This is a genomic window from Pseudoalteromonas sp. S1610 (genome assembly GCF_005887465.1).
GTDB classification, from domain to species: Bacteria; Pseudomonadota; Gammaproteobacteria; order Enterobacterales; family Alteromonadaceae; genus Pseudoalteromonas; species Pseudoalteromonas undina.
In genome coordinates, this window is sequence record NZ_PNDI01000046.1 from 17,133 (window position 1) to 42,291 (window position 25,159).

Sequence of the window (25,159 nt, forward strand, 5' to 3'; positions counted from 1 at the left end):
ATGTTGGTACAGTTTTTCTTCAAATTACGAGAATACCGCTTACCCGTGAGCCTGAGAGAGCTACTCGATTTAATTAACGCTTTAAAACAAGGCGTTATATTTGCTGATGTAGACGGGTTTTATCATTTAGCGCGCACTATTATGGTAAAAGACGAAACCCATTTTGACCGGTTCGATAAAGCCTTTAGCGATTACTTTAGCGGTATTGCCGACTTAGACCTACTCGAGAGCTTAAAACAGCAACACAACTTACCTGAAGATTGGTTGCGTAAAGAGTTTGAAAAGCACCTAAGTGATGAAGAAAAAGCCCAACTAAAAGCCATGGGCGGGCTCGACGAGCTAATGAAAACCCTAAAAGAGCGCCTAGAAGAACAGCAAAAACGCCACGCTGGCGGCAATAAGTGGGTAGGTACAGGCGGCACCTCGCCTTTTGGTGCATACGGCTATAACCCTGAGGGTGTGCGTATTGGTCAAGACGGCAACCGTAATCGCCAAGCAGTAAAAGTGTGGGATAAGCGCGAATACAAAAACTTAGATTCCGACCGTGAAATTGGCTCTCGTACCATAAAGCTGGCACTTAAAAAACTACGCAAATTTGCTCGTACTGGCGCAAGTGACACCCTTGATTTAAACGAAACCATACGCGCGACCGCCAAACAAGGCGGCATGCTCGATGTAAAAATGGCCCCCGAGCGCCACAACGCGGTAAAAGTATTGATGCTGTTTGATATTGGCGGTTCAATGGATGACTACATTCATACCTGTGAAGAGTTATTTAGCGCCGCCCACAGTGAGTTTAAACATTTAGAGTTTTACTACTTCCATAACTGTTTATACGAACACGTATGGCAAGATAACCAGCGCCGCCACTCAAACGTTATTGACACCATGACACTCATCAACAAGTTTACCAGCGACTACAAAGTTATATTTGTCGGTGATGCCACTATGGGCCCATATGAAATTGCCTACCCTGGCGGCTCAGTAGAGCATTGGAATGAAGAACCCGGCAGTGCATGGTTAAACCGAATCACCAATCACTTTGATAAAGTCGCGTGGCTCAACCCACAACCCGTTGAACACTGGCCGTATTATCAATCAATTGACTTTATAAAGCAGCTAATGAACAACCGCATGTATGCGCTGAGTTTAGATGGGATAAGTAGAGCAATAAAAGAGCTTAGTTAATATAAAACATTAGAGTCATATGAGGTTTACAATAACTTCCAAAAGTTCAAAGCGTTGCTTTGAACTTTCTAAATTATTAATTCAATTATTGTTCTTATCTTAGAGGTAAACTTGTAAAGTTCTGATCGATTTCAGTCTACTCATTGTATGCTTTGCACCTTACAGGGCTTAATGCAGCATGGTCTTACAAAGCCACATTACTTAATTAAAAAACTCTTGATTATAAGGTTATTCGATAGATCTCATTCTTACCTTTACACGATAACCTCTTTCACTTCAGCTTTTGATTAGCCACTATTACAGCCGACGAATTCAACTGCCGCATACACAGAAGCAACAGACTACTAGCCATACCAGCTTAAGCACTAAATGATTAGCTACTGACACATCAAACTTATATTCAGTATTAGTGAAATATAACATTAATCAATATATTTAACTTTTTGCTCTGATAAAAGCTTTTCAATACTAACTTTATCAAAGCCTATTATAGTCTGATTGTTATATGTAATAACCGGTATGGAGTTTATGTTATTATCTTTGAGAAAAATATTTTTATCGGGACTTAATTCAATATCTATATTTGTGTACTGAATGTTTTTCTCTTTAAAGTATTTCTTCGTTGCTTGGCAAGCCTTGCACCATTTTGCTGAGTATAAGGTTAATTGGTCAGTAGGATTTTTATGCCAATTTGTTTGAAGTGAATCATTTTTATTGCCCCCAACTGTTGCCTCATGAATAAAAAAATGTGTAGCCAAAATTGCTAATATGATGACTAGCAAATAAGATAAAAGATCTTTTATTTTCATATTAATCCTGTACCTCATAAACTTCATTAATAATAGTGATACTGTGAATTAATAATTTTTCTTTTGAAAGTTTGGTCTCTAACAAAGCTATTTTTTCTTCTTGTTGCCGACATGGCTTACATGGGCCAACGGCTTCTTCAATTGAAGTATAAAACAAAGTGTACTGATGTTCCGTAAAATCAACCTGCTCGCTTAACAGGTCAAATAAATCTTGCTTTATCTGCTCACTGTCTGTCAATACCACCTTTTTTCTAAAAATAGATAAAATATTTGGTAAGTAGCTGTTTGAATAATGAATAAGCTCGCCTTGATTATTAAATAAAAACAACTGTGGGGCTGAATTATCTATAGAGCTAGCTACAATTTGACGATGGGTAAACTCATAATTTTTTGCAACCACATCAGCTACAAAGAATAAGCTCAAAAATATTAGAGGGTGTAAATATTTCATCATTTTCCTTAACTAAGACTATTCCAAGATGTATTTATTATCTTTTTAGTTTCTAAAACAAATACCATTATTACTAATGATAAAGTGACTAGGTGAACCGTAATAATTACAATTACATTAATTAAATCAACACCAAAAAGAAATGGTTTCAATCTATCTATGCTTACATAATAAACCGTTAAAACAATAAAGTGAGTAATTAAAAAAATAAATAGAAAATACTTACATAGTGACCATATAATTACTTTAGTACGAGCACCAATCGCTCTTTTTAAAGCAATTTCAGTCGCAGACTTACTAGCAAGTTGCTTGATACTATAAATACAATATAATAAAGCACTGAATATCAAGACCAACGAGCAAGTTATCGTTACAATCAGAATTGCAACCCTAGGCTGGTTTTCTTTTTTGACCAGCTTAGACAACTCTACAATAGTTAAATTTTTTAGGTAAGGGCTTATTTTGTAAGTGATTGCCTTCATTTCTTGTACAATATTAATTGCCGCTAACTTATCGTATTTAAGGACAATACTTTCAAAGCCGGTTATAACGCTAATCAGTGTATAAATGGTAGGCTGAACAGGTGTATCACTTCCTTTTATGTGAATATTTTCAACAACACCAACCACTTTATACTTTACTTTTTTCTCACCAAAGCCTGCAAGTAGGTAGGCTTGCCCTAGCTCTTCTTCTCTAAAGTAGCGTTCCCATAAAGCTTTATTAATTACTATATTGGTATATTCCCCCCAATTCAGACTCTCCCCTATAATTATGCGAGTACCAATTGTATTAAAGTAATTAGGGCTTACTCTATGATTGGAAGTCTGTGAATTCTTACTGGACGTTATCGGTTGACCCGATACTGTATACCAGTGACTAAATGCGCTGCGCTCACTTAATGGGGGTACATTAGTCAATGCAACTGAATCTAAGTATGGCAATGCACTGAGTTGCAGTATTAGTTGCTGTGCTGAATCATCTGCCATAAAACTATTTTTTGGTGTAGAGGGAAAATCAAATGTAGCGATTGAGATATCTTTATGTTTAAAACCTATATTGTGATTATTCAAGTTTAACTGGCTGTAAATAATTAAATAACTGATATAAATACTCAACATAGCCAAACTGATTAAGAATGAAAGCAGCGTAAACACTTGTACCTTTTCGCTTAAAGATGCACTGCTGCCACGACCCGTGTGAGTTATCGTAGTTTTGTCTTGTAAATAGTTTAACCCTAGCAAAAGAGTAATAAAGCCTAGTAGCAGAAGCACTAACACAATAACGTTATTTTTGGCATTAAAAGTATCAATTGTAGGCACAATTAAAAAAGCTAGTTTATTTGTTAAGGGTGTAAAAATTATTAGCATAATAAGTAAGTAGCAAGCAAGCAAGACTACTTCAATATAGTTTTGCATAATTATATGCTTTTCATTTGCACCACATAACTTACGAATAGCAATCTCTTTTTTTTTGTTGATGCACTGTGTGGTATAAAAAGCAGAAAATGACACCAAACTAAAGATTAGTAAAACACTAAATAAGATACTTAATAAATCAACCCTTCTAGATATTCTTTGGAATTTATCAGGTATAACTCCAATGGAATTACTAAGAACTAGATTTGTATTATCAAAAACAAATAGCTCTTCTTTTAAATGTTTATCTAATCTAGCTATAAAATCGTTTACGTTACCAACATCACCAATCAAATATGAGAAAGTATCTGGTGTAAGTGCTTGCTCGCTAGGAACAAATTCACTAAGTTGGTGATAAGGTAATAATAAGTCGGTAGAACTATCGCGCCTCAAGGAAATAAAACCTTTATTTAGTACCGCGATCACTTTTGCGCTTTTACCATTAACTATAATCTGTTGATTAACGATGGAAGGATCACTGTTTAAATTATTTTTCCAATAATTAAAACTAACAGCAGCAATTGGGTTGGCACCTGTTGTTGCTAAGCCAAAGGCTTGGAGTGATCCTAAATGTGTGTCTATATCTAATTTAGTTAACGTACTTGATGCAAAGCTTACTGTTACATCTTGATCTGGTCCCGCAATCACTTTTTTTGCTGATAGCTCTAGTGTTCTTTCAAACATTCCCACTAAATACGGATATCGAGCATGTATCTCATCAAATATAAACTTATCAACAGGAGAGTTACTTGAATTGTCAAATATCGATATTTGCTTAATAACCTCAGTATTTTTAATGGAAGTAAAATCTATTGATAAAAAATGTGTTTCTATAGCTTTTAGATTTAAAATTAAGCTTATTGGTACAATTAATAGCACACCACTTAAAAGCATCTTCCAAGATAGAAACTGATATTTCAACCAGTTGAAAGTGAAGTCTATGAATAATTTTTCCATCTTAATCTATCAACTTGCCATCGTGTATATGTAATCGACGTTTAGCTTTTTTTGCATAGTTTTCATCATGGGTAATTAAACAAATAGTATTACCATGTAGTATATTTAATTTCTCTAAAAGTTCATAAACAAGTTGGCTGTTATTAGAGTCTAAATTTCCTGTCGGCTCATCTGCTAGTATCAATGAAGGTTTATTTATAAGTGCTCGAGCAATGGCCACTCGTTGTTGTTGCCCCCCAGAAAGTTGATTTGGTTTTTTATTTATAAAACCTTCCATTGAAACTTGCTTGAGTACAGCTTGTACTTTTGCCTTGTATTCATTACGCTTAACTGAGTTATTATAAGTTAAAGGAAGCGCTACGTTATCAAACACTGTTAAGTGGCTTAACAAGTTAAAGTTTTGAAATATAAAACCAATTTCACGATTTTTTATTGCAGCAAGAGAATTATTTGTTAGGTTTTGAGTGTCAATACCTGAGATCGAATAATTTCCTTGTGACGGCTTGTTCATAAGTCCCAGTATAGATAGCAAAGTACTTTTGCCACTACCTGAAGTGCCCGTAATGGATATATACTCACCATCATCAATAGTAAAATTAATATCTTCTAAAGTATTTTTAGTATTACTAGCGTACCTAAATACAACATTTTCGAATTTAATAAGGGGTTCAGTCATTGAAGTAACCTAATTCAAAATTTATTTTATCTTTTTTCGTATACTCGCTAGGTATTAATAACACATAGTTACTGCCTAACTTTTCTTTAAAACTTAGCTGTTGCTCTTGAGTTTCATGAAAACTGATACGTGTTAACACAGCCTGATCATCAGCATTAACTTCAAAAATACTCCAATGCTCAAACTTTTCAAAATCAGCCGGTTTTTCTACACTGTAAGTCGCTTGTTGCTCTGAGGTATAAATATGCGCCTCAATGGCTTGATCACTTCTCAACCAGTTTGGAGTACCTGAATTGATAGTTAAAAACACATTTATCGAGCCGCTCCTAATAACGGTGTCTATATAATCTACTTCAGCCTCGATATTACCTGAAGGAGTAATTATTTTGGCCTTTTGGCCTTTTTCTAATTGCTCTGAGGAGTATTGAGGAACCTGTACTTTGGCTAATAAGTCATTAGTTTCTATCAATTCAAATAATGGCTGACCTTGCTTAACTATTTGCCCAAGTTTGCTGGTATTTTGACTTACAACCCCATCAAACTTAGCAGTTAAGGTAAGTTGCGATTGCTTTGCGACTAAATACTCAATTTGATTTTCTGCGAGTTGAACCTTATTCTTATAAGCAATTAATTGTTGCTCATAAGCTTCTTTGAAAAGAACTAGCTCTGTTTTCTTTGCCTCAAGGGCTAATTTACTTTGTTCGAATTGCATGCGACTTTGTTTAAAGCGAATAGATGAAATAATGCCATCTTCAGCCAGGATTTTATTAGCATTTAATTCAAGCTGTTGCTGCTTAAGTTGCATTGAAGCATTCCCTAATTCAGACTTAACTTTCGATAACCGTATCGCCAAATTACTTTTATCAATAGCGACTTGAGAAACTGTATTTAATAGTTCAAATTGGGCTGTATGTATTTTTTGCTCCAACTCATAATTACTGAGTTCTGCTAATATATCACCTCGACTTATTGTTTGCCCCTCACGTATTTTTAATGCTTTTATGGTGCCATCGGAAGGTGCTGACATAAGCTCTCTTTGAGTTGGCTGTATCGTTCCAATACCTTTTAAGATTCCATTTTTTATTATAGAGTTGACTTTAATTGGCTTAAGATATTGTTTAGGAATAGAGTCCCTACTTAACCAGTAAGCAACTGAAGCAATGGATGCCAAAACAATGGCGATCATAATTACATTATTTTTAAATACTTTTGATTTCTTTATCACTAAATGCTGTTTCATAACTGCCCGCGTTGAAATTATATTATGGCAATATAACTATAGGTTCTGGGAATGAATAACAAACTGTTATAGTAGAACAACTTCCACCTGAGCATTCCGTATGTGTCATACAAGTTTTGGCATATGCATATGATGCAGTACCAGCTAGAACAATTGCAAAAATAGTTTTCTTCAATGAATTTTTCATATATGTATCCTTCTTATGAGTTTTTTGTATTATATTCCAGCACAGGCAGTATTGACCAGCGTACCCAAAAAAAACACAAATGCAAGATAAAAAAACATTTTATCTACAATTTCAATCAAAAAAACAACATATCATTAACCAACCCTTTAGCTTTTAAGTTACTTTTTTAATAAAATACAGCGGCTACCCCTAATCGAAAATACAATATATACTTCGCAAATTATGCTCAATAAATCAATTACTTAATCACCTTACACACTACAAACGCCATAGCAAAACCAACCAAGTACACCAAGCCTAACCAGGTTAAGCTACGCAAAAATAGGCTGTGTTTAATCGCAGGCTCTGAGCGAACTAGGCTGAAGTTAAGCCATGCAAAAACGGGTGTAGTTACAAACGCAAGCGTCATGGCAAAGGTAAGCATGGGGCCAAGGGCTGATTTAAAAAATAAAATAACGGCCATACCGGCCAATGCTTGTAATATAAGCCACGTATTTAAGCTGTGTTTTGATTGCTTAAATCCTAGAAGTTTATGCGATTCGTTAAGTGTGCGGGCGTAACCGTCAAGCACGGTGAGTGTGGTGCCAAACATACACAAAAACGCGATGGCAGATACCAAAGGCCTTGCCCACTCGCCAATAGTAAGTGCATACATATCAATCAGCTGTTTAGCAAAGGCTACACCGCCAAGCTCTATATTACTGCTTTGTCCATATTGCACTAACGCACCTAAACTAAAAAATACCAGCGCAAGCCCGGCGGTTAACCAATAACCTACATTAAAGTCGAATAAGCCTTGGCTTTTAGTCACACTTTGCTGAGCTTGTTTTTCTTTAAGCCACAACGAGCTCAGAGCCGAAATTTCAATAGGCGCTGGCATCCAGCCCATTAAGGCAACCATAAAGCCTAACATGGCAAGTTCATATGGTGAAGGGCCAACATAGTTTACAGGAGCTACAGGGCCGTTATTTATAGCAATAACTAATGCGGTTATGGTTGCTATAGTAAGTAGCCCCATAATAGCTTTTGCAACGTTATCGAGCGCTTTAAAGTGCCCTAGTAATAATATAATTAAACACACAGCCAATACTAACCAGCACAATAAGGTAACAGGAATACTAATAGGTAATGCGTAGTGTAATAAGCTCGCAGTAAGCAACAATACGCCCGCGGTATTTACCACAGCGGCAATAATATTGAGGGCAATAAAACTGTAAAAATAGCCAGGCCCTTGGTTTTTATACCCTTCGACTAAACTATTTTTAGTAGCGAGTGTGTACTCCATACCAAAACGAAAAAACGGGTACTTTAAAACGTTAACCACCACAATAAGCCAAAATAGCTGCCAGCCAAATAATGCGCCAGCTTGGGTCGATGCAACTAAGTGTGAGCCACCAATGGCAGCGGTTGCCATTAAAATACCTGGGCCGAGCGCCCCTAACCGAGACTTCCATGTGTTTTGTGTGTACTGCATTAACTTCTCAAATTTGGTGTGTTATGTGCTTTTATTATTAATTTTTATCATTAATAAACTGTGTGAGTGCATAACTTACCTAATTTACAGGCAATAAAAAAGAGCCCTTAGGCTCTTTTTAAAAATAACACATTGTTAGTTATTAATTTAAATCCATCTCTTGGATGATTTCGTGTGCTATTTCAGGTGTGGTACTTACAGGCTTTTCATGTAAGTTCGCTTTTATTTGCCCTTTACGATGCTTTAGTGCGGCATCGAGTTTTTTAGCTGCGCTGGAAATGGCTGGGTACATAACCTCGTTTTCCCCTTTAACTGATATTCGCGCACCTTCATAATTTGTACTAATTTCTGCTTGGAACTTGTGATGCTCTTTTGAAAGAATAATGTCGAGCGCTATCAATGATGGAAAATGACTCTCAATTTTAGAAAACTTTTCGTTAATGTGTTCTTTAATAGAATCAGTAACGTCAACATGGTGACCAGAAAGATTAATTTTCATAGGGTATCCTTTTTTATGTTACCTCACTGTTAGTATTGGGGGCTAAACGAATTAACACAAGAGAAAATAGCTAAATTTAGCAATTATTTATTACCCCACCTGATTTAGATCATTCATTTAGCATTAAGTATGCAAAAAGCCGCGTGATAGCGGCCTTTCAGAGGTGCTGATAATTTAACCATTCATGTAATTAATCTGTGTATGAACAGCAATAATCAGCAAAATCACTTACTTTTACATGGAAGCTGACATTAGCATCAACATTAAATGACTCACCCGCATTAAATGTTTTCCACTCGCTTTCACCTGGTAATAACACATCCCACTGCCCTGCTAACAACTCCATGCACTCTTTTTGGTTGGTATTAAACTCAAATTCACCGGGTTGCATAAAACCCAAGGTTTTCGCTTCACCATTTCCTAAAAGCACAGTTCGGCTTGATACTTTGCCATCAAAATATACATTGGCTTTTTTAACCACACTAACGTTATCGAACTTTGGCATGTTAACTCCTGTTATTAATTTATAATTTTGCTACCTCCACAGTGCCTGATACACAAAAACCTTGCAAGTTAAGTGCTGTGAAAATTACTCATTTAGAAGCCAAAAGATTCAAAATTAACGACTTTATAGAGAGATATGCCGAGCAACGAGCTGCGAGTTTCAAACAGATCTTTTAGTAATTTATGCATAAAGAGGGCGATGAGACGCTGCGCTTTAGAGAGGTGATAAAAGTACAACTCATAAAAAAGCCCGCCCTGTTTTACACTGGGCGGGCTTTTAAATGTTAAAGCAGTTGCTTAAAACAATGCATTAGCTTTGTTAACGATGTTTTCTACGGTGAAGCCGAAGAATTCAAATAGCTCGTTAGCTGGAGCCGACTCACCAAAGGTGGTCATACCGACTACGGCGCCATTTAGACCTACGTACTTGTACCAGTAATCAGCAATACCCGCTTCAATCGCTACGCGACGTGAAACGCTTGCTGGTAATACGCTTTCTTTGTACTCAGGCGATTGATCTTCAAACGCATCAGTACACGGCATAGATACAACACGTACCTTTTTACCCTGCGCACGTAGCTCTTTCGCAGAGTCTTGCGCAAGTTGTACTTCAGAGCCGGTAGCAATAAGAATAAGCTCTGGGTTGCCGTCACAACTTAGGATGTAACCACCCTTTTTAACGTCGCTTAATTGCTGTGCATCACGTGCTTGTTGCTCTAAGCCTTGGCGAGTAAAGATTAATGATGTAGGACCGTCTTTACGTTCAATAGCTTGTTGCCATGCAATTGCCGACTCAACTTGGTCACATGGGCGCCAGTTGTAAAGGTTAGGCGTTAAACGCATGCTGGCAATTTGCTCTACTGGTTGGTGAGTAGGACCATCTTCACCTAAACCAATTGAATCGTGCGTGTATACAAAAATGCTTGGTTGCTTCATTAATGCAGCCATACGAACCGCGTTGCGTGCGTATTCCATAAACATTAAGAACGTTGCACCGTAAGGGATAAAGCCTTTATGAAGTGCAATACCATTCATAATTGCCGACATACCAAACTCACGCACACCGTAGTAAACGTAGTTACCACTTGCATCGTCTGCCGTTAAGCCTTTAGAGCCATCCCAAATTGTTAAGTTTGAACCTGCTAAATCAGCAGAGCCACCCATAAACTCAGGTAGTAACGGACCAAATGCGTTTAATGCATTTTGCGATGCTTTACGTGATGCTGGATTTGCTGGGTTTGCTTGTAACTGCTCAATATACGCTTGTGACTTTTCAGCCCAATCAGCGGGTAAATCTGAATTTGTACGGCGTTTGTATTCTGCTGCTAGCTCTGGGAATGCTTGCTCGTATGCGGCAAATTTTTCGTCCCAGCTTGCTTCAAGCTGTTGGCCTTTTTCTTTGTTATCCCACTGTGCGTAAATGTCAGCAGGGATTTCAAATGCATCACCCGTCCAACCTAAGAACTCACGAGATGCTTTAATTTCGTCATCACCTAGTGGTGCGCCATGACAGTCGTGGCTGCCTGATTTATTAGGTGAGCCATATCCAATTACTGTTTTACAACAAATTAGCGTTGGTTTGTCGGTCACGCTTTTGGCTTCGCTAATTGCGGCACTTACAGCATCGCTATCGTGGCCATCAACGTCGCTAATTACATGCCAGCCGTATGCTTTAAAACGTGCTGGTGTGTCATCGCTAAACCAGCCTTCAACTTCACCGTCGATTGAAATGCCGTTGTCATCCCAAAATGCCACTAACTTGCCTAGGCCTAATGTACCAGCAAGCGAACAGGCTTCATGAGAAATACCTTCCATTAAACAACCATCACCCATAAATGCGTAAGTGTGGTGATCAACAATGTCATGGCCTTCACGGTTAAATTGAGCGGCTAATGCTTTTTCAGCAATTGCCATACCTACGGCATTTGTGATCCCTTGACCTAATGGACCCGTAGTGGTCTCAATTCCTGGCGCGTATCCATATTCTGGATGGCCTGGTGTTTTAGAGTGCATTTGGCGGAAGTTTTTAATTTCGTCCAGTGGTAAATCATAACCACTTAAATGCAATAGAGAATAAATTAGCATTGAACCGTGACCATTTGAGAGTATAAATCGATCTCGGTCAGCCCACTCTGGATTTGTTGGGTTATGTTTTAGATAATCGCGCCATAATACTTCTGCGATATCAGCCATGCCCATAGGGGCTCCAGGGTGACCAGATTTGGCCTTTTGTACTGCGTCCATTGACAAGACGCGAATAGCATTTGCAAGTTCTTTGCGAGATGGCATGAATTCTCCTACCTTTATATGTATTTGCGCGGGTATTTATATACCTCCATTCTTACTTATTGTAGGGGCTGTGTGCAATTAAAAACCCATAAAAATAGGACATTATGAATATTTTTTAAGAACCATTTACTATTATATATTTTATTTAGACGTCTAGGCGTAAAAAAACTATGCAAGTTCGCTTGTTTTAGATAAAATACGCGCCTTAATTTTTTAGCGCTAATACCGACGTTTGTGAAGCGCAATATTTGTGAGCATAATTACAATGGCAAAACATTTATTTACTTCTGAATCTGTTTCTGAAGGTCATCCGGATAAAATCGCCGATCAAATTTCTGATGCGGTACTTGATGCTATCCTAGAGCAAGACTCTCATGCCCGTGTAGCGTGTGAAACTTACGTTAAAACCGGTATGGTTATGGTTGGTGGTGAAATCACGACTAGCGCATGGGTTGATATCGAAGAAATTACACGTAAAACAGTACGTGAAATTGGTTACACACACTCAGATATGGGCTTTGATGCCGATTCGTGTGCAATTTTAAACACTATTGGTAAACAGTCTCCAGACATTAACCAAGGTGTTGACCGTACAAGCCCTGAAGAGCAAGGCGCTGGCGACCAAGGCTTAATGTTTGGTTACGCATGTAACGAAACTGAAGTATTAATGCCTGCTCCAATTACTTATTCTCACCGTTTAGTACAGCGCCAAGCTGAGGTTCGTAAAAGCGGCGAGCTTAACTGGTTACGTCCAGATGCAAAATCACAAGTTACATTTGCATACGAAAATGGCAAGCCAGTAGGTATTGATGCCGTTGTACTTTCTACTCAGCACAGCGAAGATGTATCACAAAATGACTTAGTAGAAGCGGTAATGGAAACAATTATTAAGCCAGTACTTCCTGCTGAGCTTATTACTAGCGCAACTAAGTTTTTCATTAACCCAACAGGTCGTTTTGTTATTGGTGGCCCAATGGGTGACTGTGGTTTAACTGGTCGTAAAATCATTGTAGATACATACGGTGGTATGGCTCGTCACGGTGGTGGTGCTTTCTCTGGTAAAGATCCATCAAAAGTTGACCGCTCAGCGGCTTATGCTGCACGTTACGTTGCTAAAAACATTGTTGCTGCAGGCCTTGCTGATAAGTGTGAACTTCAAGTGTCTTACGCTATTGGTGTTGCAGAGCCTACTTCTATCAGTGTTGAAACATTTGGCACAGGTAAATTAGAAGAAGCGCGTTTAATTGAACTTATTCGTGAACACTTTGACTTACGCCCTTACGGTCTAATTCAAATGCTTGACCTTGAGCGCCCTATTTATCTTCCAACAGCGGCTTATGGCCACTTTGGTCGTGACGAATTCCCATGGGAACGCACAGATAAAGCAGACGCACTTCGCGCAGCAGCTGGTCTATAAGCCACTTAGCTAATATTAAACGGCCCTTTTTAGGGCCGTTTTGCTATGTGTACTAAGTTAGTCGTAAAACAGTCTCGAACTGTTTAACATTTTAGGTATATACTCTGCTTATACAATAAAGCGTATTAGGGATAAAAAATGGCCGACAATTTTCGTGTTATATTTGTAGGACTTGCAGAAGGTGCAGACAGCCAAGCAGTGACCACTGCACTGACAGAAAAGCTGAAAACCTCGCCAGAAAAAGTGGCTGCTTTTTTTGATGGCAAACCGTTATTTGCCCCTTGCCCCAAAGATAAAGCACTCAAGCAAGCTAAGTTACTTTCAACGCTGGGGATTAAAAGCAAACTTCAGCAAGCTGCGGCTACACAAACGGCACCTCAAACAGCTTACGACAGCCAGCGAGATCAGCGCTTATTTGACGCCCTAGATTACATTACCAGTAGCCTAATTCGCCTTGAAGAAAAACTAGAAGATATTGAGCAACGCCTACCTGAAGTTGAATTATCATTACCTGATGAAAATAATGAAGTATGGGAAGATGACGATTTAATGCTTGATGAGCCTCTCTCTACTGAGCCCAAAAAACGCGGCAACCTTGTTTTATATTCGCTGATTTCTACAGCCGTAATATTGCTTATTGTACTTGCTATGTACTTATTATTTCCTAATTTATTCTCTTTTTAATTACGGTTAAGTTATTTAATGAGTAATAATCGCGCACAAATAAGACACGATATTCGTAAAGCACGTAATAACCTATCAAAAAACCAGCAAGAATTAGCCGCCGAATCGCTTAAAGTGAATTTTATTCAACATTTAAAAAGCATAAATTCGGCCAAAAAAAGTCATATCGCGCTTTATTTAAGTAATGATGGCGAATTAGATACCTCATTGTTAATTAATGAATTATGGAACACTGACCAGGCTATTTACTTGCCAGTAATTCATCCATTTAATGGGGCTAATTTACTATTTCAACGCTATGAAAAAAACTCACCCATGAGAGCAAATCGCTATGGTATCTTGGAGCCTAAGTTGAACTGCTCTCAAATATGCCCCTTACCTGAGCTTGATTACGTTTTAATGCCATTAGTGGCATTTGATAAATTTGGTAATCGCCTTGGAATGGGAGGTGGGTTTTACGATAGAACATTGGCACGTTTATACGAACAACACTGGCAACAACCGCAACTTATTGGCCTCGCACATGCGTGCCAACAAGTCGATGAGTTACCGATTGAATCGTGGGATGTACCACTAAAAACGATCATAACACCCGATAAAACCTACTGTTGGTAACAACTAATCTTGTAAACTAACAGCCTATTTTGACACCAATGAGCAGACAACAATGACACAAGATGAATTAAAAAAAGCAGCTGCGTGGGCTGCACTCGAGTTTGTAAAAGAAAACACCATAGTAGGTGTAGGTACAGGCTCAACCGTTAATCACTTTATTGATGCCCTAGGCACAGTTAAAGACACCATCGTTGGTGCAGTATCAAGTTCAGAAGCATCTACAGCGCGCTTAAAAGAGCTTGGCATAGAAGTGTTTGAGCTTAACGATGTAGCAGCACTTGATGTATACGTTGATGGCGCAGATGAAATTAACGCCTTAAATGAAATGATCAAAGGCGGCGGTGCGGCGCTTACCCGCGAAAAAATAGTGGCAGCTGTAGCAAAACAGTTTGTATGCATTGTTGATGATACAAAACTAGTCGATACCTTAGGAGACTTCCCACTGCCGGTTGAAGTTATTCCGATGGCGCGCAGCTATGTTGCCCGCGAATTATTAAAACTTGGCGGTGATCCTGTGTATCGCCATGGTGTTTTAACCGATAACGGCAACGTTATTTTAGACGTACATAATTTAAAAATTACCCATGCTAAACAGCTTGAAACACAAATAAATCAAATTGTTGGCGTAGTCACCAACGGCCTATTTGCAGAGCGCGGTGCTGATAAAGTAATTATCGGCACTAAAAATGGGCCACAAATTAAATAGGATATGGTTATGAGTAAGGTATCGTTAGCAAAAGACAAAATTAAAATTCTCTTGCTTGAAGGTGTTCACCAAAGCGCTGTTGAAACGCTAAAACGTAACGGTTATAGCAATATCGACTACGTTAAAACATCGTTGCCAGAGGACGAACTTATAGAGCGCATTAAAGATGTGCACTTTGTAGGGCTTCGTTCTCGTACTCATATTAACGAATCTGTATTAAACGCAGCTGAAAAGCTAGTTGCTGTAGGTTGTTTTTGTATTGGCACAAACCAAGTAGATTTAAACGCAGCGCGTGAGCGCGGTATTGCGGTATTTAATGCACCGTTTTCAAATACTCGCTCTGTGGCTGAGCTTGTACTTGGTGAAATATTGCTGTTATTACGTGGTATTCCACAGCGTAATGCCGCTGCCCATCGTGGCGGCTGGTTAAAAACAGCTAATGGCTCGTTTGAAGCACGCGGCAAAACCTTAGGTATTATTGGTTACGGCCACATTGGTACTCAGCTGGGTATTATGGCTGAAAATATTGGTATGAACGTGGAGTATTACGACATTGAAGACAAACTATCTTTAGGTAATGCTACACAAGTACATAACTTAACGCAGCTGTTGCAACGCGCTGATATTATTAGCTTACATGTTCCAGAGACACCGCAAACTAAAAACTTGATTGGAACAGCAGAGCTTGCCGTGATGAAGCAAGGCGCTATTTTAATTAATGCTTCTCGCGGTACTGTGGTTGACATTGATGCCCTAGCTGAAGCACTAACAGAGAAGAAGCTTAGCGGTGCAGCCATTGATGTATTCCCAGTTGAGCCTAAATCAAACGATGAAGAGTTTATTTCGCCACTACGTGAATTCGACAACGTTATTTTAACGCCGCACATTGGGGGTTCTACTCAAGAAGCACAAGAGAATATTGGTATTGAAGTAGCAGGTAAACTCGCTAAGTACTCAGATAATGGCTCAACTATTACAGCAGTTAACTTCCCTGAAGTATCATTGCCAGAACTTGCTAACCGTAGTCGCTTGTTACACGTGCACCACAACCGCCCTGGCGTGTTAACGCAAATTAACCAAGCGTTTGCTCAGCACGGTATTAATATTGCCGCACAGTACTTACAAACGGACGAAGCAATTGGTTACGTGGTTATTGACGTAGACACCGTTCAATCTGAAGTAGCACTAAAAGAACTTAGTGCAGTTGAAGGCACAATTAGAGCCCGTATTCTTCACTAAGTAATCAGCTATCAGCTAAAATAATAAAAGCCGTACTTGAGTAATCAAGTACGGCTTTTTTACATTAAACTGGAAGCTGGCAACTTATTCTATTATTTGCCTTTTACTTCTAAATTTATAAATTTAACCAGCTCTTCGGGTTGCCCTGCTAACATCATTAGCTGCTGATTTACTTCCATCATGGTTTTACCTTCAGGCAGTTTAGCTGAGACACTAAGCGAATTTAGACCTTTAGCAAAGTCAGTTAATGCTTGCGCTATTTCTTCGGTTACCGGCGCTTGCTGTAACTGTTGAGCTAGCATCATTTGCATCTGCTCTAGTGTCATACCTTGTTTGGCTAATTCACTTTCTAGCAAAGTACTTAACTCGCCTTGGTTATCGAGCATTACACTCATAGTGCGTGGCTCTAACTTGCTCATTGCTTGCATAATAAGTGTTTGCTGTTGCAACTCTTGCTCGTAAGTAAGCGGTGTATCACCTGCTGTTTGCTGAGCTTTGCTTATTTCTAGTGAAGCATCCATAAGCGCTTTAGAATTAGCCAGCCCCATATTCATATCAATGCTGGCAATATCGTTGGCGTGCAGTTTAACAACTATATCGCTGTTACCTGATTGCTCATCGTAATCTAATGATGAGTGTAAATCATAGCTGGCCGAGGCAAGTTGTGCATTAGTATCTGCAGGCAGTGTAGCGACAAAGCTTTTATCAAATTGGAAGTTTTTCAGTGTAAAAGCAGTATGTGGCGATATTTTATCGGTTTCGTAACCTGTCACTTCCACATGCTCAACCGTGGCAATATTTTCACCCTCAGGGCTGGTCACTTCTATATTACTAATGGCAACACTATTTGAAATAACACTCGCCGATAGATCTGCATAGTTAAAGCTGGCACCTGTTTGTTCGCTAACCAAAGCCAACTGCTTATCGACCTCAGCGCGTACCTCTTGGGTTGCTACATAGTTTGCATAGCTTACGCCACCCACACCTGCAGCAATAATCGCGGCTGCAATCACTAATTTTTTCATGTTATTTCCTTATTAAACTCTTTATATAAGTGGCTTTAAGCAAGACTAACATTGAGAACATAAGTCGTTAAGCACTTTTTGTTTGCTAATTAATTAAACTAAGTAGCTCGTGCACGGTTTTAACCGGCGTTATTTTGGCACCCAGCCCTTCCATTGATTTATGGTAGTTACGAAATGGGATAAATATTTCAGTAAACCCATGTTGCGCCGCTTCTTTAACACGGGGCACACCACTGTCGATTGGGCGTACATCACCATTTAAGCTTAACTCCCCCATAATACAGGTGGTTCGAGGTACAACAAATTCGTTTAAACTACTCAAAAGTGCAGTAACAAGCGCTAAGTCAATACAGGTTTCTGATTCATCAATTTTTAAACCACCGACAATATTAAAAAACGTATCGTGGAATATTTTAGTTTTGGTGTGCTTACGTAAAATACCGGTGAGCATTTTGATCCGGTTCATATTTAAACCAACACATACTCGCTGTGGAAACTCTGCTTCGGTTTCAGTGGTTAAACACTGAATTTCTAGCAGTAAATTACGATTTCCTTTACGGATACAGGTAATTGTCGACCCCGGTGATTCAGTGGTTGAGCCCGATAAGAAAATTTCACTGGGGTTATCCACACTGAGCATACCGCGTTCACACATTTTAAAAATGCCGACGGTGTCTATATCACCAAAGCGATTTTTATTAGCGCGCAGGGTGCGCACTTGACCATCGTTGGTATCAATATGTAACAGTGCATCAACTATGTGTACTAAGGTTTGCGGGCCGGCTATTTCATTATTCTTATTTACGTGAGCAATAATAAACATAGTCACGTCGTTTTGCTTACAATATTGAGTTAATGCTTGAGCTGCACTTTTTACCTGAGAAGGTGAACCTGGGCTGCCATTAGCGGTATCGGTGACAACGGCTTGAATAGAGTCGATAACGGCAAACTTAATTTTGTTTTTATCCAGCTCTTCAATAATGGTTTCAACACTGGTTTCTGACAGTAAATAGAGTTCATCTTCGTTGTAATTTAGTTTTAACCGATTAACCCTATTTTTAAACTGCGATAGAGACTCCTCCGCAGTACAGTAAAGTGATGGCATACGCTGAGACATTCTTGCCACCAAATCAGATAGTAGTGTTGTTTTACCCGCCCCCGGATCGCCAGAAATAATATTAACCGAGCCGGTGGTTACACCGCCGCTTAGTACACGGTCAAGTTCGCCAATTTCAGTAAGCTGCTTTTCAGCCTCAGAGGTTGCTACATCATTAATTTTTTTAGAACCACCGCCAATGCCACCGGCATAACCACCTACACTTGCACGAGCAGCTACCTTTTTGTTTTGCCCTGCAGAGGGTTTAAACTCTGCTAAAGTGTTCCATGCGCCACAGCGACACTGGCCTTGCCAACGTTGATAGTTCATGCCACATTCTGTACAAACAAACTCTACTTTTGCCGCTTTAGCCATTTAAAACCTTACCTACTATTCTTTATTTTGAAATACACAGTGTTAAGCGCTTATTTTGCCATTGCTGGCTCTACCTTAGCAACAACGTCTTGTGGATCAGCGCATTTAGTATCATCAAATACGCTATACTAATGTAGTTTCACTTAACCTACTTTAGGGCATGTTTCTTGCTTTAAAAAACTAATTAACCCTTGCCAATTAATTGGCTATTAGAAAATAACAATAAATAACCTGAACTCTGGTTAAGAGATTTACTAACATATTGAATCAAAAAGATATTTGTGCTTATTTTTCTCTAGCTAGAGATTTTTAGTGAAAACAAGGCGAAATTACGCGTCAATAGCTCGCCTATTGCAAGTAAATTCAACGCAGTTAGCGCTGAAAATAGCTGCTTGAGATGGATTTATTATCCGGAGTTCAGGTTAAACACAAAGTAAAGTTACGCATAGTATCGGGCCGCATTTGGCGGTTTTGCGAGATTCGATTTATTAAATATTCTAATAAATAATTGCAACAGTATACCTACTTTTTAAATTAGACGGTGATGATTTATAAATGGCTGATGACGTATTGCTTAAGCATGAAGCGCTTGTAAATGAATTAAAACAGTATTTGGGAAATGCTAAGTTTGATCTCATTTTCAAGTCAAAAACTGCCGAGTTAACTAAACCCGAGCAGTTTTTAATAAAAATGGAAATGTCGCGTTTATCTCAGCCGATAGACCGCTTTATTGATCTTCGTGGTTTAGTTACTGGCCAAGTAAAACCATATGAATACAAGGGCAAGCAACACTTTATGGATGACACCGCTATTGAAGTATTCGAAGCGGCCATAAAACAACATAAAGATTACACCCTTGCAGTATACGAAGCGGTAATGAATACCGAAAATAATTATCGCGTATTACAACAGCAATCAATTACACCAAAAAAAGTAGAAGCTAAACCACAACATGAACTGACCACCAACGTTATTAAATTTGCAGCTTATGAAAATCGTAGTGAAGAGCGGATGAATTACTCAATTAAAATTACTATTGAGTATGACGGGCAAGCAAAAATCGATGCGAGTACCTCTGATATTTCACTCAGTGGTTGTAAAATTAAGTTGGCGTCGCGCTATAACTTAAAAAAAGGTCAGCTTATAAACATGCACCTAGTAGGCTTAGAGCAAGATTTTCAGCTTGGCCTAAAAAGTGGCGTTAAATATGAAGTCGTTGCGATAGAAAACACCTCTGAAGAATTTAATCATATCCGCTTAAAGCGTACATTTGAAGAAAATAACAGCGCGTTTGATCGTTTTTTAGAAAGCTTTATTCATGGTAATAAACGCCGTTATAAAGTGAATTTAGATAACACCCTGGATGCGGTTGTTTCTAAAGGGTATGAACAATATTATATTCCTAGGGTTAATTCTTTATATGTTTTTATTAGCCAGCAAAACGGCGTTTATTATCCTAGCCTGAGCTTAACCACTGAGAACAGTTTATTTATTCAGCGTTACTTTACTGATGAACGCAAAAAATCATGTCTTTACAATGTGTTAAATCATAAGCGTATTCGTACCTTGGCGCTAAAACCTGTGGCAGTAAAAGAAGAATATTTGTATACCTTTACCCATGTCTCTGCAGGAAAAATTTATTACTACTCAGCAACTCGTTCTGAGCTTGAGCAACAAACACAATTAAAAACGTTATTTTTTGGTTTTGGTAGCCGAAGAGACAGTTGGCGTTGCTTTAAATTACAACTAATGCCGAGTCATACTGAAGATGCTTATATTCCTTTATCTTTACCTAACTCTTTAGGTAAAGATATTGAGAAACTGAATAAACCACCTTCACCACGTGTTGAAGGCGCGATAAAAGACGTAAAATATTTAATGCTACTTACCCAAGTTGGTAATGAGCATGAGCAACAGCATTATCAACAATATGAATTTGATAAAGCCTTAGCCAATAAATTAAAATATTTTGGCCATAGTAAGCATGCATCTCCACCGGAGCTCAACACCGTGCCTCTAGAGTATGTAAATCTTCGCTCTAATAAACGCTATTTATACAAAACTAATGTAGTGATTAATACTCGTGATGCGGTATTGCATGGGTATACCCGTGATTTTTCAATATTTGGCTTACAGCTAGAGTGCAATCAAGAAGTGGACTTTAAAAAAGGCGATATTGTTTCGTTATCATTTCCTGATTTGCAAAAAATTACCAAAAACTATTCATTAAATCTTATTCAATATGAAGTCATGGCAGTGAGCAAATCGCTGACTACGATTAATTTGAAAGCGCATGCAGATAAAGGCTCATCTCATACTGGGGTCGATTTTTTTACCCTTTTAATCAATAGTAATAAACAAAAATTAAAAGTTGCTGAAGAGTCACCTAAAGTACCTGGGCTTTCTACAGCACTTAGAAATATGGTAACAAAAACGCTTTGCCAGTTTCCGATTTATTTACATAAATCAATGGCGCATTTTGAAATTGGCGCCATGGGATTTGGTTTATATCCAAGCCCACTGCATGTTATTTTACAAAATTTTGCCTTGTTGAATGCTAAAACAGACTTATCAAATATTATTACTAAAGCGCATATTATTGATGTGATCACCCCTAATATTAAAGATCGCACCCGTCAAGATCCGCCGCTAGAGTTTAGTTTAGTAATTAACTTTGATCCTAAAAAAGAAAATATAGCCGATGCCATTACCAGCCAATGTGTTTTAGGTACTGACTGTAGCGAGTTTAAACAGCAAGTAAGTAAAGGGCTTAAATCTGAGCTGGTTTTTATAATGCGTTTATATATTTCTCGCACTGGTCGACTCGATACTGACTACTTAGCAAACGAGCTAAAATACGTTAGCCAATACGCAATTCACAAGGCCAAAGACTTAGAGGATGCATTATGGTCTGTATCAGGTGTGGGCGACATTATTGATGTAAGTGATGAAGCACTTGAGCATTTAGCGCTCAACCAACAACAGGTTGAGCAAATGTCTAGACGAAAGCTAATCTGGTTAAATCGTTTACGTTAAACCTGTGATGGGTTTAGCGGAACCGCCAGCATATATAACAGTTGTAATAACGAGCCTTGGCAAATAGCTGCTTGGGCTTGCTCAACTACTTTTGGTTTACCATGTACAGCAACGCCTAAGCCAGCTTGAGCCATCATTTTTAAATCGTTTGCACCATCGCCTATGGCAACTGTTTGGCATTTTTCAAGCCCCAGCTTTTGTTGTAGCGCGTTTAAAACAACCGCTTTTTGCTCAGCATCAACAATCCCACCTAACACTTTACCAGTTAGTTTATTGTCTTTAAATTCCAGCACATTAGCATGCACTTCATCTAAATTAATCAGCTCCTGCACTCGCTCAGCAAACGGCACAAAGCCGCCCGATGCAATCGCTAAATACCAATCGTGGTGTTTTAAAATTTGGCATAACGCTTTAATACCTGGCATTAAAGGCAGTGCACTTTTAAGCTCATCAATTAAGCTCTTTTCAATGCCTTCGAGCTTGGCAACACGCTGGTGTAAGCTTTCGCTAAAATCAAGCTTACCTGCCATTGCCTGCGCGGTTACGTTGGCAACCTCGTCGTATACATTCGCTAAGCGTGCAATTTCATCAATACACTCAATAGTAATGGCCGTTGAATCCATATCCATTACCAATAATCCTGGTTTTTGTAAATCAGGGGGGCTAGTTACTTGCACTAACTGACACGCCAAGGTATTTGCAAAAGTTTGAAGTTCAAGTGGGTTTATTGCGCGCTCTGCATTTTCTATATAAAAACATAATGCCGGAGATAACCCTAAATCTGGCTGATATTGACAAATAGCTGTTACTTTTTGCTGGTGAGACGCAAAAAACTCAATAATGCTATTGATATGCTGAATATTAAAATCACCGCCAAAGGCAATACTAAATAACCCTTGGTTTCTGTTTGGTGTTGTATTTAGTGGTGTAAAAACACCTTGTTGGTAGCTAAACCATTTATTAAGAATAAGTGATGATGATAATAGCTCAGCGCTTTGCTGTGCCATGTTCGCGTTCGACATGGGATCTCCGTTTATATTTCCTGACATTTAGCTCATTGATAATAAGGATATGAGATACAAAATTCGCCATCAGGGGGGATTTAGGGTTATAGTGTAGTTGTAACATCAAATCAAAATGCTGTCAGCAGCATATACGGTGACTATGAAAAATAACCATCTTAAAAATCCACTTACAGCCTCGCAAAAAAAGCGTTTAATTCGTTTGTTATTGGCCGCGGGCTGCTTTGTATTATTAAGCTGGGTAGGAATAAACAGTAGCCACCAAAGCCATCAACTACTTTACGATAGTGCCAATAGTGCAGCCAAGTCACTCACTCAGTTTATGGCACTGAATGCCAAAAAACCGCTAATAGAAAAAAACAAATCGCAGCTCACCACCTTATGCAACAATATCAGTAAAGATGAGTTTGTTCTTTCAGCCACCATTTATGATAAACAAGGTGTAGTGCTTGCAAGCAGCGATAACTGGCAATCACATCATGTATATGGTTTATTACCAGACTCATCACCGGGCATTAGTAAATTAAAAACACCGTTTGTTGAACAAGTTATTTCTGACGACAATCGCCCTATTGGCTTTGTATCTATTACCTATTTAACGCGCGCTGCGGTATCTTCAAGCCATAATCACTTTCATGATTTAGGTCGCCAAGTATTACTTATGCTAGTAATTGCTTGTATTTTTACTTGGCAATTAGGCCGAGGGTTAAAACGCTGGCAAGTAAATCGCTATATACAAAAAACCTCAGAGCACGAAGCATAAAGCTGCTCAGCTAATCGATATTTATCGCTATTTGATTTTAAACTATGAAGCGCATTAAACACGTTAGGAATATGCAATGGGGTATTTATTTCTCCCTGATAACCATTTAGCGGCATTGAAGGTGAATCAGTCTCAAGCACTAAATGCTGTGACTCAAGCTTTGCTACAACCGCACGAGTTTTAGCAGCCCGCTCATAGGTGATAACCCCACCCACTCCAAGCTTAAAGCCCATTTTTATATAGTACTGTGCTTGTTGTATTGAGCCTGAAAAAGCATGGATCACACCGCCATTCTTAGGCTTACAACGCTTAAACGATTGCGCTATTAAATCATGGCTTTGTCTGTGATGCACAATCAGCGGTAACTCAAGCTCATTAGCAAGCGCTATTTGTTGCTCAAACAGAAAGGTTTGTTTTTCAAGATTTTCGATACTGCGATCTAGCCCGCATTCCCCAATAGCCACAAGCTGAGTTTTGTTTGTTTTAGCAAAGTTATACAGTGATTCTAAGTGCGATTGCTGATGTTGCTCTAAAAAATAAGGATGTAGCCCTGCAGCTATTCTAATTTGTGGGTAGGTTGCTTTAAACTCGAGTAGTTTTTGAGACTGCGCCAAGCTAATGCCTGGCACAATAAATTGATTAATGCCTTTAGCTACACAGGCATTAATAAGTGATTCGCGGTTTGTATCAAACTCACTAAAATCAAGATGGCAGTGTGAGTCTATAAATTGCAAAACCAGCAGCCAACTAAGGATTTAAGCGGGTTATTTGCCAGTTATTATCGGCCTGACGCTGATACATAAAGCGATCATGTAAACGATGCGCTCCGCCTTGCCAAAACTCGATTTTTTGCGGCACAACACAATACCCGCCCCAAAAATCAGGGAGCGGAATTTCACCTTTAGCGAATTTGTTTTTCATGTTGGCAAAGGTCTCCATTAGCACTTTACGCGAGGAAACTGGACGGCTTTGTTGCGACGCCCAAGCGGCTAATTGGCTTTCTTTAGGGCGAGATAAAAAGTATTTAGCAACAGCCGATGTAGGTAATGGCTGCGCTTCACCATACACAATTACTTGGCGTTCCATAGGGTGCCATGGGAAGTGCAAGGAAATTTTATTATTGCCTTTAAGCTCTTGTGCTTTACGTGAACCGGTATTAGTAAAAAACACAAAACCGTTATCATCTAAATGTTTTAGCAACACAATACGCTGTGAAGGCTGACCGGTTTCATCGACCGTAGCGACCACCATAGCTGTAGGGTCGGGCAAGTTACTGCCAACAGCATGCTCTAGCCAAGTTTCAAACTGCTTAAACGGATCATCAAGCAAGTTGTCTTCACTTAGCGCATCTTGCAAGTATTCACGACGAATATCTTCGAGTTTCATAAAATTCCCTCTAGGTTCTAGGTTCTAGGTTCTAGGTTCTAGGTTCTAGGTTCTAGGTTCTAGGTTCTAGGTTCTTGGTTCTAGGTTCTTGGTTCGTTGTTAATTT

General features: G+C 38.8%; 22 protein-coding genes. 8 read left to right on the forward strand and 14 right to left on the reverse strand.

Translation table 11 applies throughout. The features are described from left to right. Positions 1-1,188 carry a vWA domain-containing protein gene (locus CWB77_RS14435; protein ID WP_138623326.1) on the forward strand — a complete coding sequence of 396 codons (1,188 nt, stop codon included), beginning with the start codon at positions 1-3 and terminating at the stop codon, positions 1,186-1,188. A gap of 422 nt (positions 1,189-1,610) precedes the next feature. Here CWB77_RS14435 and CWB77_RS14440 read toward each other — a convergent pair whose 3' ends face one another. The 9 genes from CWB77_RS14440 to tkt all read right to left on the reverse strand — a co-directional run bounded on the left by CWB77_RS14440 (position 1,611) and on the right by tkt (position 11,689). Next, complete coding sequence (locus CWB77_RS14440; RefSeq protein WP_171043279.1) at positions 1,611-1,997, reverse strand: glutaredoxin domain-containing protein; 387 nt, start codon at positions 1,995-1,997, stop codon at positions 1,611-1,613. Between the two features lies 1 nt (position 1,998). Further along, a complete protein-coding gene (locus CWB77_RS14445; RefSeq protein WP_248529003.1) occupies positions 1,999-2,448 on the reverse strand; it encodes a hypothetical protein in 450 nt (149 codons plus the stop codon). Between the two features lie 8 nt (positions 2,449-2,456). Next, entirely contained in the window at positions 2,457-4,820 is a 2,364-nt protein-coding gene (locus tag CWB77_RS14450; protein ID WP_138623330.1) for an ABC transporter permease, read from the reverse strand. A gap of 1 nt (position 4,821) precedes the next feature. Next, positions 4,822-5,496, reverse strand: coding sequence for an ABC transporter ATP-binding protein (locus tag CWB77_RS14455; protein WP_138623332.1), 675 nt, complete (start codon positions 5,494-5,496; stop codon positions 4,822-4,824). Beyond that, positions 5,489-6,523, reverse strand: a complete 1,035-nt coding sequence (locus CWB77_RS14460) for an HlyD family secretion protein (RefSeq protein WP_249931440.1) — start codon at positions 6,521-6,523, stop codon at positions 5,489-5,491. Before CWB77_RS14460 ends, CWB77_RS14455 begins: the two co-directional genes overlap by 8 nt. 638 nt (positions 6,524-7,161) lie before the next feature. Beyond that, positions 7,162-8,397, reverse strand: a complete 1,236-nt coding sequence (locus CWB77_RS14465) for an NRAMP family divalent metal transporter (protein ID WP_138623336.1) — start codon at positions 8,395-8,397, stop codon at positions 7,162-7,164. A gap of 142 nt (positions 8,398-8,539) precedes the next feature. After that, positions 8,540-8,896, reverse strand: a complete 357-nt coding sequence (gene hpf / locus CWB77_RS14470) for a ribosome hibernation-promoting factor, HPF/YfiA family (RefSeq protein ID WP_008110321.1) — start codon at positions 8,894-8,896, stop codon at positions 8,540-8,542. A gap of 190 nt (positions 8,897-9,086) precedes the next feature. Then, on the reverse strand, positions 9,087-9,401 hold the full coding sequence (gene ppnP / locus CWB77_RS14475; RefSeq protein WP_010387728.1) for a pyrimidine/purine nucleoside phosphorylase: 315 nt from the start codon (positions 9,399-9,401) through the stop codon (positions 9,087-9,089). Positions 9,402-9,697: 296 nt separating this feature from the next. Beyond that, a complete protein-coding gene (tkt, locus tag CWB77_RS14480) occupies positions 9,698-11,689 on the reverse strand; it encodes a transketolase (protein ID WP_010387727.1) in 1,992 nt (663 codons plus the stop codon). Between the two features lie 265 nt (positions 11,690-11,954). Here tkt and metK point away from each other — a divergent pair, with 265 nt between their 5' ends. The 5 genes from metK (at position 11,955) to serA (ending at position 16,350) form a co-directional block, all read left to right on the forward strand. Continuing rightward, positions 11,955-13,106, forward strand: a complete 1,152-nt coding sequence (gene metK, locus CWB77_RS14485; protein WP_008110316.1) for a methionine adenosyltransferase — start codon at positions 11,955-11,957, stop codon at positions 13,104-13,106. 138 nt (positions 13,107-13,244) lie between these two features. After that, positions 13,245-13,790, forward strand: coding sequence for a hypothetical protein (locus tag CWB77_RS14490; RefSeq protein WP_075169738.1), 546 nt, complete (start codon positions 13,245-13,247; stop codon positions 13,788-13,790). Between the two features lie 18 nt (positions 13,791-13,808). Next, entirely contained in the window at positions 13,809-14,405 is a 597-nt protein-coding gene (locus tag CWB77_RS14495; RefSeq protein WP_138570863.1) for a 5-formyltetrahydrofolate cyclo-ligase, read from the forward strand. Between the two features lie 52 nt (positions 14,406-14,457). Then, positions 14,458-15,111 carry a ribose-5-phosphate isomerase RpiA gene (gene rpiA / locus CWB77_RS14500; RefSeq protein ID WP_054201803.1) on the forward strand — a complete coding sequence of 218 codons (654 nt, stop codon included), beginning with the start codon at positions 14,458-14,460 and terminating at the stop codon, positions 15,109-15,111. A 9-nt stretch (positions 15,112-15,120) separates the two neighbouring features. Then, entirely contained in the window at positions 15,121-16,350 is a 1,230-nt protein-coding gene (gene serA / locus CWB77_RS14505) for a phosphoglycerate dehydrogenase (protein ID WP_010387720.1), read from the forward strand. Positions 16,351-16,442: 92 nt separating this feature from the next. On the opposite strand, the gene CWB77_RS14510 is transcribed toward serA, so the two are convergent. Both CWB77_RS14510 and radA read right to left on the reverse strand, forming a co-directional pair. After that, positions 16,443-17,375 (reverse strand): aq_1923 C-terminal domain, encoded by a 933-nt coding sequence (locus CWB77_RS14510; protein WP_054201804.1) that lies wholly within the window; start codon positions 17,373-17,375, stop codon positions 16,443-16,445. A gap of 85 nt (positions 17,376-17,460) precedes the next feature. Beyond that, the gene (gene radA, locus CWB77_RS14515; RefSeq protein WP_010387717.1) at positions 17,461-18,846 is read right to left on the reverse strand and encodes a DNA repair protein RadA; all 1,386 of its coding nucleotides are present in this window, start codon (positions 18,844-18,846) and stop codon (positions 17,461-17,463) included. Positions 18,847-19,401: 555 nt separating this feature from the next. Between radA and CWB77_RS14520 the strand changes: the two genes are divergently transcribed. Further along, positions 19,402-21,882 carry a PilZ domain-containing protein gene (locus tag CWB77_RS14520; protein WP_138623338.1) on the forward strand — a complete coding sequence of 827 codons (2,481 nt, stop codon included), beginning with the start codon at positions 19,402-19,404 and terminating at the stop codon, positions 21,880-21,882. On the opposite strand, the gene serB is transcribed toward CWB77_RS14520, so the two are convergent. Then, on the reverse strand, positions 21,879-22,904 hold the full coding sequence (serB, locus tag CWB77_RS14525; RefSeq protein WP_138623341.1) for a phosphoserine phosphatase SerB: 1,026 nt from the start codon (positions 22,902-22,904) through the stop codon (positions 21,879-21,881). The genes CWB77_RS14520 and serB overlap by 4 nt on opposite strands. Before the next feature lie 142 nt (positions 22,905-23,046). Here serB and CWB77_RS14530 point away from each other — a divergent pair, with 142 nt between their 5' ends. Next, entirely contained in the window at positions 23,047-23,667 is a 621-nt protein-coding gene (locus tag CWB77_RS14530) for an AhpA/YtjB family protein (protein ID WP_054201961.1), read from the forward strand. On the opposite strand, the gene CWB77_RS14535 is transcribed toward CWB77_RS14530, so the two are convergent. Both CWB77_RS14535 and pdxH read right to left on the reverse strand, forming a co-directional pair. Beyond that, the gene (locus CWB77_RS14535; protein WP_138623343.1) at positions 23,634-24,401 is read right to left on the reverse strand and encodes a TatD family hydrolase; all 768 of its coding nucleotides are present in this window, start codon (positions 24,399-24,401) and stop codon (positions 23,634-23,636) included. The two genes, CWB77_RS14530 and CWB77_RS14535, sit on opposite strands and share 34 nt — an antisense overlap. A 13-nt stretch (positions 24,402-24,414) precedes the next feature. After that, the gene (gene pdxH, locus CWB77_RS14540; protein WP_075169742.1) at positions 24,415-25,053 is read right to left on the reverse strand and encodes a pyridoxamine 5'-phosphate oxidase; all 639 of its coding nucleotides are present in this window, start codon (positions 25,051-25,053) and stop codon (positions 24,415-24,417) included. Positions 25,054-25,159: the final 106 nt, after the last annotated feature.

Excerpts from the sequence above, each read along its gene's own strand:
- CWB77_RS14435 (WP_138623326.1), top strand. The coding sequence starts at position 1 with ATGTTGGTACAGTTTTTCTTCAAATTACGAGAATACCGCTTACCCGTG.
- CWB77_RS14440 (WP_171043279.1), bottom strand. The coding sequence starts at position 1,997 with ATGAAAATAAAAGATCTTTTATCTTATTTGCTAGTCATCATATTAGCA.
- CWB77_RS14445 (WP_248529003.1), bottom strand. The coding sequence starts at position 2,448 with ATGAAATATTTACACCCTCTAATATTTTTGAGCTTATTCTTTGTAGCT.
- CWB77_RS14450 (WP_138623330.1), bottom strand. The coding sequence starts at position 4,820 with ATGGAAAAATTATTCATAGACTTCACTTTCAACTGGTTGAAATATCAG.
- CWB77_RS14455 (WP_138623332.1), bottom strand. The coding sequence starts at position 5,496 with ATGACTGAACCCCTTATTAAATTCGAAAATGTTGTATTTAGGTACGCT.
- CWB77_RS14460 (WP_249931440.1), bottom strand. The coding sequence starts at position 6,523 with ATGTCAGCACCTTCCGATGGCACCATAAAAGCATTAAAAATACGTGAG.
- CWB77_RS14465 (WP_138623336.1), bottom strand. The coding sequence starts at position 8,397 with ATGCAGTACACACAAAACACATGGAAGTCTCGGTTAGGGGCGCTCGGC.
- hpf (WP_008110321.1), bottom strand. The coding sequence starts at position 8,896 with ATGAAAATTAATCTTTCTGGTCACCATGTTGACGTTACTGATTCTATT.
- ppnP (WP_010387728.1), bottom strand. The coding sequence starts at position 9,401 with ATGCCAAAGTTCGATAACGTTAGTGTGGTTAAAAAAGCCAATGTATAT.
- tkt (WP_010387727.1), bottom strand. The coding sequence starts at position 11,689 with ATGCCATCTCGCAAAGAACTTGCAAATGCTATTCGCGTCTTGTCAATG.
- metK (WP_008110316.1), top strand. The coding sequence starts at position 11,955 with ATGGCAAAACATTTATTTACTTCTGAATCTGTTTCTGAAGGTCATCCG.
- CWB77_RS14490 (WP_075169738.1), top strand. The coding sequence starts at position 13,245 with ATGGCCGACAATTTTCGTGTTATATTTGTAGGACTTGCAGAAGGTGCA.
- CWB77_RS14495 (WP_138570863.1), top strand. The coding sequence starts at position 13,809 with ATGAGTAATAATCGCGCACAAATAAGACACGATATTCGTAAAGCACGT.
- rpiA (WP_054201803.1), top strand. The coding sequence starts at position 14,458 with ATGACACAAGATGAATTAAAAAAAGCAGCTGCGTGGGCTGCACTCGAG.
- serA (WP_010387720.1), top strand. The coding sequence starts at position 15,121 with ATGAGTAAGGTATCGTTAGCAAAAGACAAAATTAAAATTCTCTTGCTT.
- CWB77_RS14510 (WP_054201804.1), bottom strand. The coding sequence starts at position 17,375 with ATGAAAAAATTAGTGATTGCAGCCGCGATTATTGCTGCAGGTGTGGGT.
- radA (WP_010387717.1), bottom strand. The coding sequence starts at position 18,846 with ATGGCTAAAGCGGCAAAAGTAGAGTTTGTTTGTACAGAATGTGGCATG.
- CWB77_RS14520 (WP_138623338.1), top strand. The coding sequence starts at position 19,402 with ATGGCTGATGACGTATTGCTTAAGCATGAAGCGCTTGTAAATGAATTA.
- serB (WP_138623341.1), bottom strand. The coding sequence starts at position 22,904 with ATGTCGAACGCGAACATGGCACAGCAAAGCGCTGAGCTATTATCATCA.
- CWB77_RS14530 (WP_054201961.1), top strand. The coding sequence starts at position 23,047 with ATGAAAAATAACCATCTTAAAAATCCACTTACAGCCTCGCAAAAAAAG.
- pdxH (WP_075169742.1), bottom strand. The coding sequence starts at position 25,053 with ATGAAACTCGAAGATATTCGTCGTGAATACTTGCAAGATGCGCTAAGT.